Source organism: Pseudomonas sp. QTF5 (assembly GCF_000512695.2).
Lineage (GTDB): Bacteria > Pseudomonadota > Gammaproteobacteria > Pseudomonadales > Pseudomonadaceae > Aquipseudomonas.
Window position 1 is genome coordinate 1 of the sequence record NZ_AZRW02000063.1, and the last position, 14,252, is coordinate 14,252.

A 14,252-nucleotide genomic window follows, 5' to 3' on the forward strand; every position below is an offset into this window, starting at 1 on the left:
GGCGCCATCATAGCGCCCTATTGAGGTGTCCAATTTCATTAGGCCAGATCAAGCCCGCTCCCAGTCTCAGGACAGCATGGCTAAAATGCCAACTGACCAATGCTCAAAAAACTGTTAGAAAAACCCCCGAAAAAATCCGCAAAAAAACCTGAAAAAATCCAGTAGGAAAACTTTTAGAACTAGGTAAATAAGGGCTTTGAAGGTAGTCTGGAATCCGATAAAAAATCCGCGATTCTGGAACCAATCATGGGTGCTGAACTCGTTACAGGAATCCACTGGCTAGAGCCGCTCATGCCATCGTTTCCGGCTGAAATTTTGAAGCTGGCGGAACAAGTGCCTTTCCAGGCTGGAAAGCTGAGCGCGATGGTTGCGCCACAGATGATCCAGCGAGTAGGTGGTTTGTTGCGGGTAACCAGTAGCTTTTACAGCAACCTGATCGAAGGCCAGTTCACCGAGCCAGTCACCCTCGCGCCGTCGGCTCCCAAACGCAATCGCAAGGAATTGAATGAGCTCGCGATGATGCATATCGGAACTCAACAGGCCTTCGAAAGGGCGATAACGATCCACAATAACCTCCCTTGGGATTCAGCGTTCAGCTCGACATTTGTTGCGCGCTTACATAAAAGACTCTTTGATGGTGCCGTTGACGAGCAACTACGTCTGAGCAATGGAAGTCTGTTAGTTCCTGGTCAGCTTCGTGATGCCGCCGGTAAAGACGTGTTGGTGGGAAATCATGCTGCTCCTTCCTGTACCGCAGTGATACCGATGCTTGCCCGAATGCAGCAGGTCTATGGGCGCTTGCCCGATGCCCGCAGCCGTTTGATTGCAATCATGGCTTATCACCATCGATTGGCTTGGGTGCATCCCTTTGTAGACGGTAACGGTCGCACGGTGAGGTTGGTTACTCACTTGCAGTTGCATAAGCTTGGCCTTGTTTCGCCGCTATGGTCATTGTCTCGCGGTCTTGCCAGGCAGCAGGACATGTATTACGCCCGTTTGGCCAACGCCGATAAACCTCGCCGGGGCGATCTCGATGGGCGGGGTCAGCTGACTCAAGCCGGATTGTTCGAGTTTGTCGGATTCATGCTGGAAACCTGTCTGGATCAAATGAGTTATACCGAGCAGGCGCTTAATGTTTCGAACATGCGCGAAAGACTTCATACGATATTTGCATGGGACGAGCGCATCAAAAGAGCAGGCCTGAAGCAAGAGACTGCACGAGCACTGCACATCCTGCTGACGCAGGGCACGGTCACTCGCGCCGACTTCAAGATTTTTACCGGACTGCCTGACCGGGTTGCGACGGATCAGCTTAGAAGTCTCGTACAACTCGGGCTGGTCGAGAGTCCAACGCCTAAAGCCCGCGACGTTTATCCAGGATTGCCAATCTGGTTTGCTCAACTGCTGTTCCCTGACTTGCACCAGCGGATGGTCACTGCTTTGTAGGCGTTAACTCGTTGGTCGTCGATTGTGCTGGGCCTGTCATCAATCAGTGTCATCGCCTTGAGGTGCATCGAACGTCCTACAGACTCAGTGGGCGGATCAAATACCCAAACCCCGGATCTTCATTGTTGTCAGGTTTGTGGCAGGCATAAAAAAACGGCCGCGAAGGCCGTTTTTGTTTACCGCTAAGGCTCAACCACCCAGGTACGCCTCGCGCACTTTCGGGTCGGTCAACAGCGCTTCACCTGTCCCTGTCATCACCACCCGGCCGTTTTCCAGCACGTAGGCACGGTCAGCGATTTTCAGTGCCTGGTTGGCGTTTTGCTCAACCAGGAACACCGTCACACCGTCCTTGCGCAGCTGTTCGATGATGTCGAAGATCTGCTGGATGATGATCGGTGCCAAGCCTAGCGATGGCTCATCGAGCAGCAACAGCTTGGGCTTGCTCATCAGCGCACGGCCGATGGCGAGCATTTGCTGTTCGCCACCAGACATGGTGCCGCCGCGCTGGGCGAAGCGTTCTTTCAGGCGTGGGAAAAGTCCGAGGACCTTGTCCATCTGTTCCTGATAATCGCCCTTGTCGGTGAAGAATCCGCCCATGGCGAGGTTCTCTTCTACGGTCAGACGGGCAAACACTCGACGACCTTCCGGGACCACGGCGATGCTTTTACGCATGATCTGCGACGAGTCCTGGCCGACGAGCTCTTCGCCCATGTAGCGGATGCTGCCGCTGTGGGCTTGCGGCGAACCACAGAGGGTCATCAGCAGGGTCGACTTGCCGGCACCGTTGGCGCCGATCAGGGTCACGATCTCGCCCTGGCGGACTTCGACGTTGACGCTGTGCAGCGCCTGGATCTTGCCGTAGAAGGTGGAAACGTTTTCGAACTGCAGCATTTACGCTTCCCCCAGGTAGGCTTTGATCACTTCAGGATTGTCGCGGATCTGTGCCGGCGTGCCGTCGGCCAGGGGTGTGCCCTGGTTGATCACGACGATGTGGTCGGAAATGCTCATGACCAGTTTCATGTCGTGTTCGATCAGCAGCACGGTAACGTTGTGCTCTTCACGCAGCATGCCGATCAGCGCCTTGAGGTCTTCGGTTTCCTTCGGGTTCAGGCCGGCGGCCGGTTCGTCGAGCATGATGATCCGTGGGCGGGTCATCATGCAGCGGGCGATTTCCAGGCGACGTTGCTGACCGTAGGCCAGGGTGCCGGCCGGACGGTTGGCGAACGCCTTGAGGTTGACCTTTTCCAGCCAGTACTCGGCGTATTCCATGGCCTCGCGTTCGCTTCTGCGGAACGCCGGGGTCTTGAACAGGCCAGCCAGGAAGTTGGTGTTCAGGTGACGGTGCTGGGCGATCAAGAGGTTCTCGACGGCGGTCATGTCCTTGAACAGCCGCACGTTCTGGAAGGTGCGCACCACGCCTTTGAGGGCGATCTTGTGGCCGGGCAGGCCTTCGATCGCTTCGCCGTCCAGCAGGATGCTGCCGCCGCTCGGTTTGTAGAAACCGGTCAGGCAGTTGAACACGGTGGTTTTGCCGGCGCCGTTGGGGCCGATCAGTGCCACGACCTGTTTTTCCTTCACGCTCAGGGCTACGCCGTTGACCGCGAGCAAGCCGCCGAAGCGCATGCTCAAGTTGTCTACTTTTAGGATCTCGCGGCTCATTTGCGCAGCTCCGCTCTTAATTTAAGTTCGGGGCGTTGCATCGGCAGCAAACCTTGAGGACGCCAGATCATCATCAGCACCATCAAGGCGCCGAACATCAACATGCGGTATTCACTGAACTCACGCATCATTTCCGGCAACAGGATCATCACCGTGGCGGCGAGTACGACGCCCAGTTGCGAGCCCATGCCGCCCAGCACCACGATGGCGAGGATGGTCGCCGATTCGATGAAGGTGAAGGACTCCGGTGTCACCAGGCCTTGGCGCGCGGCGAAGAAGCTACCGGCGAAACCGGCGAACGCAGCACCGAGGGTGAAGGCCGACAGCTTGATGACCGTAGGATTGAGACCCAATGCACGGCAGGCGATTTCGTCTTCACGCAACGCTTCCCAGGCACGGCCCAAGGGCATGCGCAGCAAGCGGTTGATGACGAACAGCGCGAACAACGCCAGGAACAACGCCACCAGGTAAAGGAAGATCACCTTGTTGATCGAGTTGTATGCCAGGCCGAAGTACTCGTGGAACGTCTGCAGGCCTTCCGCGGCTTTGCGTTCGAAGGTCAGGCCGAAGAACGTCGGTTTCTCGATGTTGCTGATGCCGTTCGGGCCGCCGGTGAGGTCGGTCAGGTTACGCAGGAACAGACGGATGATTTCACCGAAGCCCAGGGTCACGATTGCCAGGTAGTCACCGCGCAAACGCAGTACCGGGAAACCGAGCAGGAAGCCGAACGTGGCCGCCATCATCCCGGCGATCGGCAGGCAGATCCAGAAGCTCAGGCCGTAGTAGTGCGACAGCAGCGCGTAGCTGTAGGCGCCCACGGCGTAGAAGCCGACGTAACCGAGGTCGAGCAGGCCGGCCAGGCCGACCACGATGTTCAGGCCCAGGCCGAGCATCACGTAGATCAGCACCAGGGTGGCGATGTCCACCGCCCCGCGGGAGCCGAAGAACGGCCAGACCAGTGCACCCACGACTAACGCGATGATGATCCAGCGCTGGGTGGTCGGCAGGGTCAGGAAGTGACTGGCCTTGGCCGGCATCACTGGCATGTTCGGCGAGGCTTTCCAGGCCGTGCTGATCTGCTGGTCGAACAGCACCCGCAGGAACATCAGCACCGAGCACACGGCGATGGTGATCAGCGTTGCAGTGCTGGTGCCATGGACTTCGAGGTTGATGCCGACAATGGTCAGTTTCAGACCGAGTACCGGGTAGGCAACAGCCCACACCAGCAAGGCGCTGAACAACGCCTGTTTAAGATTCCTAGTCATACTTTCTCAACCTCCGGACGGCCCAACAGGCCGGTTGGCCGGAACAACAACACCAGAACCAATAGACCGAACGCCACAACGTCCTTGTACTGGTCGCCGAAGATATCGGCACCAAAGGCTTCCGCCACCCCAAGCACCAGCCCGCCGAGCATCGCGCCGGGGATGCTGCCGATACCGCCCAATACTGCGGCGGTGAAGGCCTTGAGGCCGACCAGGAAACCGGCGTTCGGGTTGATCACGCCGTATTGCATGCTCAGCAGCACGGCCGCGATGGCCGCCAGTGCGGCACCGATGACGAAGGTCAGGGCGATGATGTTGTTGGTGTTGATACCCAAGAGGTTGGCCATCTTGATGTCTTCGGCACAGGCGCGGCAGGCGCGACCCAGGCGAGAACGGGAGATGAACAGCGTCAGGCCGAGCATGGCGACCAGGGTCACCACGAACACCACGATTTGCATGTAGGAAATCAGCACTTCATGTGCGCCACCTGGCCCGATGGCGAAGTTGCCAGGGATCAGGTTGGAGATGGATTTGTCCTTGGAGTCTTGCGCCAGCAGAACCGTGTTCTGCAGGAAGATCGACATGCCGATGGCGGAGATCAGCGGGATCAGACGGTTGCTGCCGCGCAGGGGGCGGTAGGCGATCCGTTCGATGCTGTAACCGTAGGCACTGGTAACGACGATGGTCGCGATGAAAGCCGCGGTCATCAACAGCGGGACACTGTCGAGTCCCATCATGGCCAGCCCGGCGATGGCGATGAACGCCACGTAAGAGCCGATCATGTACACCTCGCCGTGGGCGAAGTTGATCATTCCAATGATGCCGTAAACCATCGTATAGCCGATGGCGATCAGGGCATACGTGCTGCCAACGGTCAGACCGTTAACCAGCTGTTGGAAGAAGTGATAGATGTCAGGCATTACAGCGCTCCTAAAAACCTGATACGCATTTCACTGGTGGAGTCATTTTCCCGCTCGAGCCCCGTGGATCTGCATCCACTTCGAATTCGAGGTTTGCCAGCGAACCGCTGATGACGGTTTTGAGATTTTCAGGTGGGGAGACTGGCGGATCACGCCAGCGCGGCCCAATACGTTCGTAAAACAAAGCCCACGGCACGCCGTGGGCTTTATTGGCAGTCAGTCAGGCCAAGGCCTTACTGAGGCGAAACTTCAGTTTTAGGTTTGCCGAAATGCCACTGGTAAACCACGAATTTGAAGTCTTTCAGGTCGCCCTTTTCGTCGAAAGACAGGTCGCCGGTCGGGGTTTTGAACGTGCCCTTGTGGATAGCTTCAGCCACTTTGGTGGTGTCTTCGCTCTTGGCGGCCTTGATGCCTTCGGCGATGACTTGCACAGCCGAGTAGGCCGGGAACACGAACGGACCGCTCGGGTCTTCTTTCTTGGCTTTGAACGCGTCAGCCAGGGCGATGTTGGCCGGGTCCTGGTCGAAGGATTTCGGCAGGGTTACCAGCAGACCTTCGGAAGATTCCTTGGCGATCTGCGAAATGGAGTCGTTACCCACGCCTTCCGGACCCATGAATTTGGCTTTCAGGCCTTTTTCCTGGGATTGACGCAGGATCAGACCCAGCTCCGGGTGGTAGCCGCCGTAGTAGACGAAGTCGACGTTGGCTTGCTTGAGCTTGGCGATCATGGAGGAGAAGTCTTTGTCGCCGGCGTTGATGCCTTCGAACACGGCAACCTTGACGCCTTTGCCTTCGAGGGTTGTCTTCACGGCGCTGGCGATGCCTTCACCGTATTGCTGTTTGTCGTGCAGAACAGCAACGATTTTCGGTTTGACGTGATCGGCAATGTAGTTACCGGCGGCAGGGCCCTGGGCGCTGTCCAGACCGATGGTGCGGAAGATCATCTTGTAGCCGCGAGTGGTGATGTCCGGGCTGGTGGCAGCCGGAGTGATCATGATCACGCCTTCGTCTTCGTAGATGTCGGACGCCGGCTGAGTGGAGCTGGAGCACAGGTGACCAACCACGAACTTGACGCCGTCGTTGACGACTTTGTTCGCAACAGCAACCGCTTGTTTTGGATCGCAGGCATCGTCGTATTCAACGGCTTCGAGCTTCTTGCCGTCGACGCCGCCTTTGGCGTTGATTTGTTCGATGGCCATTTTGGAGCCACTGAACTGCATGTCGCCGTATTGGGCTACAGGGCCGGTTTTAGGGCCGGCGATGCCAATCTTGATGGTGTCAGCGGCGAACGAATGGCTGGCAACCCCGGCCAGAACCATAGCGGCAAACAGTTTTGAAATCTGCTTAGTAGCCTTAGTCATAGTGCTCCACTCTTACTGTTGTAGTTTTTATAGTCCTGGCGCCGTAGCAGCAGAACCGGGTCAGATATCGTTGATATCCTCCGGAAAATGCCCCGGCAACTGTACCGGTACAGTGTAGAGCGCCGATTGTTAGCCTGGGAAGGCGGCGCCAGGGGGCAAAACCTGAGGGTGTCGCTTTATTGAAAGAAAAAGACAGAATCGCGGCGGGATGTTAGCTGGCTAATACTTGATTCAGCAGCATTCCTTGGCTTTCCTACGTTTTTCAATCGGTAACGCAATTGCATCCGGGTTTTTCTGGCGCATTACCGACGTTATCATTCACGTCGATTTTCTTTGCGGACAGAAACCCATGACTCAAGAACCTAGCACCCTCTATGCCAAACTGCTTGGTGAAACCGCATCTATTACCTGGAAAGAGTTGGAACCGTTCTTTGCCAAGGGTGCCCTATTGTGGGTCGACCCAAGCCTGGATTTGATCGCTGCGGCAGAAGCGGTGGCAACTGATGAAGGCGAGAAAGTCGCTGCCTGGCTGGCCGCCGACAAGGTCGCCAAGCTGTCTGAAACGCGGGCGCTGGATCTTTTCGAACGCGATCCGGAGCTCTGGGCCGTGGTGGTTTCGCCGTGGATTCTGATCCAGGAAAGGGCGACGAGTTGAGTGCTTGCACTTAATTGGTGCTGGCCGTTGTCGGGCAAAAGTGTGTAGCCGAGTAGCGTGATGGCAGGTTGCCGTAGAGAAAGACCACAGAAGGGTCTTGGCCAGGGTGACGTAAACGTAACGGGAACAGTTTATTGAGCAGCTGATGGGCTGCTTAATTGTTTCTGAATGTTGGTAATCGGTGGCTGATGCGGTGAATGTCAGACCGCTTTCGCGAGCAAGCCCGCTCCCACATTTAACCGGGTTCCTCCAGAAGGAATGCGATCAAATGTGGGAGCGGGCTTGCTCGCGAATGGGTGCGCCGCTGATTAAGCAGTTCTACCCGTATGGTTATTAAGCGAAATAACCTTGGTCTTGCCAATCCGGTGACGGTAAATCTCGCGCAGATACTTGATCGCCTTTTTCACGCAATCCCGGGACAAACGGATGTCGTTGATCGAGACAAACTTGTCCTTGTCGTTGATCAGCTCACGGTACTTCTTCTCGTACATCGGTTTGATCGCGTACCAGTTGGTATCGAGAATTTTCGCCGGGTTTTCGAATTCGTTGAGCAGTTCGTCGATGCGATCTTCGTCGAAGTCTTCATTGATGATGAAGTCCAGGATCGAGTTGTCCAGCGTCTCGTCGAAGCGGTACGGGTTTTTCGCGAAGCAGCGCTTGATGAAGGCCACGATCAGGGTCAGAAAGTCGTCCGACAGGCACGGGCTCTTGGCGATCAGGGTGGTCAGCGACAGGTTGGCCGAGGCGCCGATCACCAGTGCATAACGCTTGAGCGTGGTGTTGGGGAACAGGCTGTTGAGGTGGGTCTTCAACCGGTTCAGGTCCATGTAGGACAGCTTGTAGTCCTTGGGCAGCGAAACAATCGACACCACCGACGAGCAATTCTTGAAGAAGTGCAGGTCATGCAACGCGGCCGCGTCATAGCCAGAATTCTTGTACTGCTCAAGCGAAGCGCGATAGCGCTTGGACTCGATCGGCAACAGGCTGATGCCTTCGATCGCCTGGGTGACCTTGTTGAAGTGCGGCAGGTCGATGGAGCGGAAGAACAGGTCGTCGATGTTCAGGCGCTGCGGCTCTTTCTCAAACACCTTGAACTTGTCGCTGCTCGGCGGCGGAGTTTCCGGCACCACGGATTCGGCATACGCAATTGCCACGGGACCGGCCAGGCTCATGAACAGGTCGTTGGCGTCCAGGCGAATGGTTTCGCCGATGTCGATGCCGGCGCGACGGAAATAGTTCTGGTCGTAGTCGGTGGTGACCGCCTGCGCCGTCAGAATGTTGAAGATCTGCTGTGAGATGTACTGGTTGGCGTGCTTTTCCATGGCATTGACATCAATGTTCTGGATGTTGCCGTCATCGCTTTCTTCGGCATAACGCATGATGTCGTTGGAGATCAACATCATCGCGTTCCATGGGCGAATACGCCCCATGACGCTGGCTTCGCTGCTGTCTTCGTTGGCGAAGTTGTAGGAGAAGTCCCATTCTTCCGATAGGTATTTACACAGCAGGCGACCGGCGTTGATGTGCAGCGCCTCGGACATTTCGCTGCGGTGATCGGAAATATTCGGCAATACGCAAATGCCGCTGGTGAAGATCGGCTCGAAGACGAAGGAATGACCGCTCTTGCCGTCGTGCTCGTCCATCGGCTTGGTGTCGAACGTCTTGTTCATGTACGAGTGCTGCTGGGCCAGGCCGAACTCCGAGGCCATGCCCGAGCCGGTACCGCCGCCGGCACTGAAAATCGAGAAATACAGGCGCGATTGGTTAGCCTTGATCCCGCAGCTGTCGATCAGGTACGAGTGAATCATCTTCCAGTCAGGGCTGGAGAAGCGCTGGGTGTCCTTGTTCAGGATGATCTTGGCCAGGTACTGGCCGAGGATCGGCGCGTTACCGGCGCCACCGGCGTGGACTTCCGACAAGTCCATGATTTTCATTTTGCTGTAGTCGCGCAAAAAGCCGCTTTTTTCGCCCTTGCGCGAGAAACGGATGCGACCGGCGATGTCTTTGTCCAAGTCGCCGAGCATCACCAGCGGCTCAACCAGAAACACCGGTTTAGTGGCCTTGTTCGGCCCCAGGCGCAGGTTGTTGCGAATCCACTGAGCCGGGCTGTAGCCCTTTTCGGCGTAGCGTTTGTCCGGCGACAGACGGTCTTCGTTGTTGAATTCGTTGAGATAGAACTTGCGGGCGTTGTACACCAACTCCGCCACGTCCAGCGCGATGTTCGAACCACAACGCCCCAGGCCAATCAGGCATACCGATGGGAATTCCTGATCGTTGTGTTGTTCGTTGTCGCCTTCCAGGTGCGGTGGGCGCGGGAATACCAGGTCGCGCAAGCCGTCGAGGTTGTCGAGGATGCGGTCGGTATTGGTTTCGGTGAAGTACAGGTATTGCTGAGTCGCCAGCGGACGCGACGGAGTCAATGGCTTCGACGATGAGGGGCTGTTCGCCGCGGGGCTCAGGGTCAGGTCGGATACCGCGGTGGCCGGGTTGTTTTTAGAAGTCATTGTGCGCCATATACCTGGACTGGTCGGCTCGGCAACAAGTGTCATCGAGTCATCACGGAATGGGGAGCTCGCGTCTTTTTGCAGCGCGAATGTGGCCCGAGCGTCAGGGTCTTGGCCTTAGGATCGCTCGGGGGAATCCTTTCCTTATTCATAATGAGTCGGCCAATATTCGACGATCTTTAATCAAAAGGAGGCTAAATGATGGCAACGCTGCCAGCGCAGGGGTTCGCCGGAATCGGTCTGATGGGCTTGCCAGCTGCTACGAGGAATGCGGTGAGCCTGAAACTCGGCAGTAGCCAGTTGCGTCATGGCCGAAACCGGTGAAATGGCACGTACGCACGCTGCTCAAGGACCTCGACAGCGCCGTGAAATTCTCCCGCGAACAGGGTTCGGCCACGCCGATCAGCGGATTGGCCGCACAACCGATACGGCTTCATGGGGGGCAGGGGTTCCTGGAAAAGGATCCGTCGACACGAGTGCAGATAGAGCCAGACTCAACGGATTGACGGTGTGCATGTGCTTGCGCTGGTTGATTTCGGCCAGCACTGGACGCAACTCGGCCAGCGGCACCGGACGGCTGAGCAGGTAGCCCTGAACGAAATCGCAGCCATGGCGTTCGAGAAAGTCGTATTGCTCGAAGGTTTCGACACCTTCGGTGACGACCTGCAAATGCAGGGTATGGGCCATGACGATAATGGCCTGGACGATTTCCATGTCCTGGGTGGCCTTGGGGATATCCTGAATGAACGAGCGGTCGATCTTCAACGTGTTTAATGGCAGGCGCCTGAGGTAGGCCAGGGATGAATAGCCAGTGCCGAAGTCATCGATCGACAACGAGACCCCGAGGGCGCGAATCTGCCGCAGCAACACCAGGGTGTTGGTGATATTGCCCATCAGCGCATTCTCGGTCACTTCCAGTTCCAGCCGGTGTGGTGCCACCCCGAAGGCGTGCAGCGCGTGTTCGATTTCAGTGGCCAGTTCTTCTCGCGCCAGGTTCAGGGGCGAGCAATTCACCGCGATTTTGAGTTCTTCGCAACCGTGATGGGACAGCTCGCCCAAGTCCTCGCAGGCCTTGCGCAGCACCCAGTTGTCCAGCTCGGCGATCAGGCCGTTGGCTTCGGCAATGGTGATGAACCGATCCGGCGTGAGCAATCCGTGAACCGGATGTTGCCAGCGAATCAGCGCTTCAAGTTTGGTGACCTGGCCAATTCTCAGGTCATAGATCGGTTGGTAATACAGCATCAACCCGGTGTTTTCGCGCAGGGCATGACGCAGTTCCTCTTCGAGTTGTAACTCCAGGGTGGCGCGGGTTTTCAGGTTTGAACTGAAAAAATGCAGGGCGTTACGACCGCAATCCTTGGATTGGTACAGCGCCAGGTCAGCGTTTTTCAGCAGTTCTTCGCAGGTCTTGCCGTCTTCCGGAAACAGACTGATGCCGATGCTGGTGGTCATTACCATGCGCCGTCCGGACAACTCGATGGGTTCCTTCATTTTCAGCATGATGCGCTGGGCCATTTGCCGCGCTTCTTCACGGTCGTACAGGGTGATGAGGATGCAGAATTCGTCGCCTCCGAAGCGCGCCACCACGTCTTCGTGACTGCGTACCGAGGCCTTGATGTGGCTGGCCAGGACTTTAAGCAATTCATCGCCGGCGTCATGGCCGAGGCTGTCATTGATTCGCTTGAAGTGATCGATGTCGAGGAACATCACCGCGAGCATGCCGCCTTCGTTGGTTTTCTCGATGAGCTTCTCGGCGAAGATCTGGTTGAAGCCTCGGCGGTTGATCAGGTTGGTCAAGGGGTCGTAATGCGCCACCTGTTGCAGCGACATGCGCGCTTGATCCAGTTGACTGAGCAGGGCATTGACCCGCTGCAGGTCATGTTCCTTGTGTTGCAGTTTCTTGTCCGCCAGTGCAGCGCTGATGCTGCTGCCGATGATCAGCAGCGTCATCACTGCCACCGTCAACCCCAGTTGCAGGTGATTGTTGTCGCCGGGCAGCGGTTGAAGACTGCCATCGGGCAGCACCAGGCTGAGCGCCGCCATGCCGGTGAAATGCATGCTGACGATGCCGGCCCCGAGCACCAGGCTCGCGGTGTATTTGAGCAGTTGATGAAACAGGCCGGTGCCATCGCGCAAATGACTGGAAATCAACAGTGCAGCCAGGCTGGCACCGATGGCGATCACGATGGAGAGGGCGAACAGCACGGGTTGGTAATAAATCAGTGCATTCGATCGCAGGGCGGCCATCCCCACGTAGTGCATGGTTGCGATGCCCAGGCCAATCCACACGGCGGCCCGCAGGTATTGCCAGAAATTCAGCTGAGCATGGCTGAGGGTGTGCATGGCCAGCCATGAGGCGGTCAGGGCGAACAACAGCGAGAGCAGGGTAGTGGGCAAGTGGTAATGGATTTCGATCGGCGCCTGGAACGCCAGCATGCTGATGAAATGCATGGCCCAGATACCGCCTGCCAGACACCCGGCACCGACCCAGCGCCAGAGTCGTTGAGAGGCGGATTTTTCCACATGGCCGACCCGCTCGGTCATGTCCAGCGTGGCGAAGCCGGCCGTGCAGGCCACCAGATAGGCCAGTAACACCAGCAAAGGGTTATGGGTGCAATCGAGTATGACCTGCCCGCTCTCTGGTAGCCCGGTCATGAAATGCAAACCAAGCCACTCCATAGCATGTTCCATCTCTGAGTCATCCTGGCCTGCGCCGTGCACGCAGACGAATGCTTGCAGTATAGAGGCCTTGTATGAAGCGCAAGGGGTGGTGGCACATTAGCGCCAATGTTTTTGGAATGGCCTTTAGAACAATTGGAAATGAATTGTTGCATGGGCCGCGTTGGCTGCCATGGATGGGTATCAGCATTACGAATAATTACAGACAGCGCTGGCGGGCCTGACTAGATTGACGGTTCCGGGCTCGAATGCATTGGCAGTGAAGCCCAATAACAATAAAGAGACGGACCCATGCAGAACTCGACCCAAGCGGCGAATGCCTGGCGCATTCTGTTCCTGCTGTTCCTGGCCAACCTGTTCAACTTCTTCGACCGCACCATCCCGGCCATCATCATTGAGCCGATCCGCATGGAGTGGCACCTCAGCGACTTTCAGTTGGGGATCATCGGGACTGCATTCACCATCGTTTACGCCATTGCCGGCCTGCCCCTGGGGCGCTTGGCCGATACCGGTTCGCGCAGCAAGTTGATGGGCTGGGGCCTGGCAGCATGGAGCGGGCTGACCGCGGTCAACGGCTTGGTGGGCAGCTTCTGGAGCTTTTTGATCGTACGCATGGGCATCGGCATCGGTGAGGCCAGTTATGCACCGGCCGCCAACTCGCTGATCGGCGATTTGTTCCCGGCTCATCGTCGGGCTCGGGCCATGGGCATTTTCATGCTCGGTTTACCGTTGGGCCTGTTGCTGGCGTTCTTCACCATTGGCTGGATGGTTAAAACCTTCGACAGCTGGCGCGCGCCATTCTTCATCGCGGCGGTGCCGGGGCTGATCCTGGCAATCTTCATGTTCTTCATCAAGGAGCCGAAACGCGGCGCGGCAGAAAGCGTGCAAGTGTCTCAGGAACGCGTAGACCGGCCGATCCGTCGAGTGCTGGCGGTGCCGACTTTCCTGTGGCTGGTGATGGCGGGCCTGTGCTTCAACTTCGCCACGTATGCCTGCAACTCGTTTATGGTGCCGATGCTGCAGCGTTATTTCCTGATGCCGTTGCAGGATGCAGCGGTGGCGACCGGGGTGATCGTCGGGGTGACCGGGTTATTCGGCCTGACGCTCGGCGGCTGGATTGCCGACAAGATTCACCAGCGGGTGGCCAATGGGCGGCTGCTGTTCGCGGCGTTCAGCCTGATCATTTCGACCGTGTGTACTGCCTGGGCGCTGCATGCCGGACGCATTGATATCGGGGTATTTGTCGTGGTGTTCAGCCTGGGATGGTTGTTCGCCTACAACTTCTATACCTGCGTGTACACGGCGATTCAGGACGTAGTCGAACCGCGCCTGCGCGCCACGGCGATGGCGTTGTTTTTTGCCGGGTTGTATTTGCTGGGTGGGGGATTGGGGCCGGTGGTGGTCGGCGGATTGTCGGATCACTTCGCGCACTCGGCGATGCTCTCGGCTGGCGCCGAGCAGATGACCGAAGCGTTCAAGGCTGTCGGTTTGCATGACGCGATGTACCTGATTCCGGTGGCGTTGTTCTTTACCATGGTGTTTCTGTTTTTGGCCTCGCGGTGTTTTGTGAGGGATGCCAAGCGGATGAAGGAAGGGTTGGTGGGGGTGGTTGAGCCTGTGGGTTCTGCGGCGACTGCATGATCGTCTTCGCGAGCAAGCCCGCTCCCACATTCGACCGCATTTCTCCTGAAAGAACTCGGTCAAATAATGAAATGGCTACCCCCGCCGCCCCCTGCGATCGCCCACTAAGCTTTCGCAGGGGG

General features: G+C 57.2%; 11 protein-coding genes and 1 pseudogene. 5 read left to right on the forward strand and 7 right to left on the reverse strand.

Features of this window, described 5'->3' with window-relative positions; genetic code table 11:
* Positions 1 to 246 precede the first annotated feature (246 nt).
* Positions 247 to 1,446, forward strand: a complete 1,200-nt coding sequence (locus IC37_RS27925) for a Fic family protein (protein WP_256580799.1) — start codon at positions 247 to 249, stop codon at positions 1,444 to 1,446.
* 189 nt (positions 1,447 to 1,635) lie between these two features.
* On the opposite strand, the gene IC37_RS27930 is transcribed toward IC37_RS27925, so the two are convergent.
* The 5 genes from IC37_RS27930 to IC37_RS27950 form a co-directional block, all read right to left on the reverse strand.
* The gene (locus IC37_RS27930) at positions 1,636 to 2,337 is read right to left on the reverse strand and encodes an ABC transporter ATP-binding protein (RefSeq protein WP_030128348.1); all 702 of its coding nucleotides are present in this window, start codon (positions 2,335 to 2,337) and stop codon (positions 1,636 to 1,638) included.
* The gene (livG, locus tag IC37_RS27935; protein WP_030128347.1) at positions 2,338 to 3,105 is read right to left on the reverse strand and encodes a high-affinity branched-chain amino acid ABC transporter ATP-binding protein LivG; all 768 of its coding nucleotides are present in this window, start codon (positions 3,103 to 3,105) and stop codon (positions 2,338 to 2,340) included.
* A complete protein-coding gene (locus tag IC37_RS27940) occupies positions 3,102 to 4,370 on the reverse strand; it encodes a high-affinity branched-chain amino acid ABC transporter permease LivM (RefSeq protein ID WP_030128346.1) in 1,269 nt (422 codons plus the stop codon). Before IC37_RS27940 ends, livG begins: the two co-directional genes overlap by 4 nt.
* Positions 4,367 to 5,290, reverse strand: coding sequence for a high-affinity branched-chain amino acid ABC transporter permease LivH (gene livH, locus IC37_RS27945; RefSeq protein ID WP_030128345.1), 924 nt, complete (start codon positions 5,288 to 5,290; stop codon positions 4,367 to 4,369). Before livH ends, IC37_RS27940 begins: the two co-directional genes overlap by 4 nt.
* Before the next feature lie 233 nt (positions 5,291 to 5,523).
* Positions 5,524 to 6,651 (reverse strand): branched-chain amino acid ABC transporter substrate-binding protein, encoded by a 1,128-nt coding sequence (locus IC37_RS27950; RefSeq protein ID WP_030128344.1) that lies wholly within the window; start codon positions 6,649 to 6,651, stop codon positions 5,524 to 5,526.
* Between the two features lie 349 nt (positions 6,652 to 7,000).
* Here IC37_RS27950 and IC37_RS27955 point away from each other — a divergent pair, with 349 nt between their 5' ends.
* On the forward strand, positions 7,001 to 7,306 hold the full coding sequence (locus IC37_RS27955; RefSeq protein ID WP_030128343.1) for a DUF2288 domain-containing protein: 306 nt from the start codon (positions 7,001 to 7,003) through the stop codon (positions 7,304 to 7,306).
* Between the two features lie 308 nt (positions 7,307 to 7,614).
* Here the strand turns inward: IC37_RS27955 and IC37_RS27960 are convergent, their stop codons facing one another.
* A complete protein-coding gene (locus IC37_RS27960) occupies positions 7,615 to 9,810 on the reverse strand; it encodes a hypothetical protein (protein WP_030128342.1) in 2,196 nt (731 codons plus the stop codon).
* A gap of 198 nt (positions 9,811 to 10,008) precedes the next feature.
* Between IC37_RS27960 and IC37_RS30755 the strand changes: the two genes are divergently transcribed.
* Entirely contained in the window at positions 10,009 to 10,134 is a 126-nt protein-coding gene (locus IC37_RS30755; RefSeq protein ID WP_256580800.1) for a hypothetical protein, read from the forward strand.
* Positions 10,125 to 10,292, forward strand: a pseudogene (locus tag IC37_RS30760) (NAD(P)-dependent oxidoreductase); the annotation flags it as partial. The gene IC37_RS30755 and the pseudogene IC37_RS30760, both read left to right, overlap by 10 nt.
* On the opposite strand, the gene IC37_RS27965 reads toward IC37_RS30760, so the two are convergent.
* A complete protein-coding gene (locus tag IC37_RS27965; protein WP_030128341.1) occupies positions 10,213 to 12,489 on the reverse strand; it encodes a bifunctional diguanylate cyclase/phosphodiesterase in 2,277 nt (758 codons plus the stop codon). The pseudogene IC37_RS30760 and the gene IC37_RS27965 overlap by 80 nt on opposite strands.
* A 291-nt stretch (positions 12,490 to 12,780) precedes the next feature.
* Here IC37_RS27965 and IC37_RS27970 point away from each other — a divergent pair, with 291 nt between their 5' ends.
* The gene (locus IC37_RS27970; RefSeq protein WP_030128340.1) at positions 12,781 to 14,130 is read left to right on the forward strand and encodes an MFS transporter; all 1,350 of its coding nucleotides are present in this window, start codon (positions 12,781 to 12,783) and stop codon (positions 14,128 to 14,130) included.
* Positions 14,131 to 14,252 lie beyond the last annotated feature (122 nt).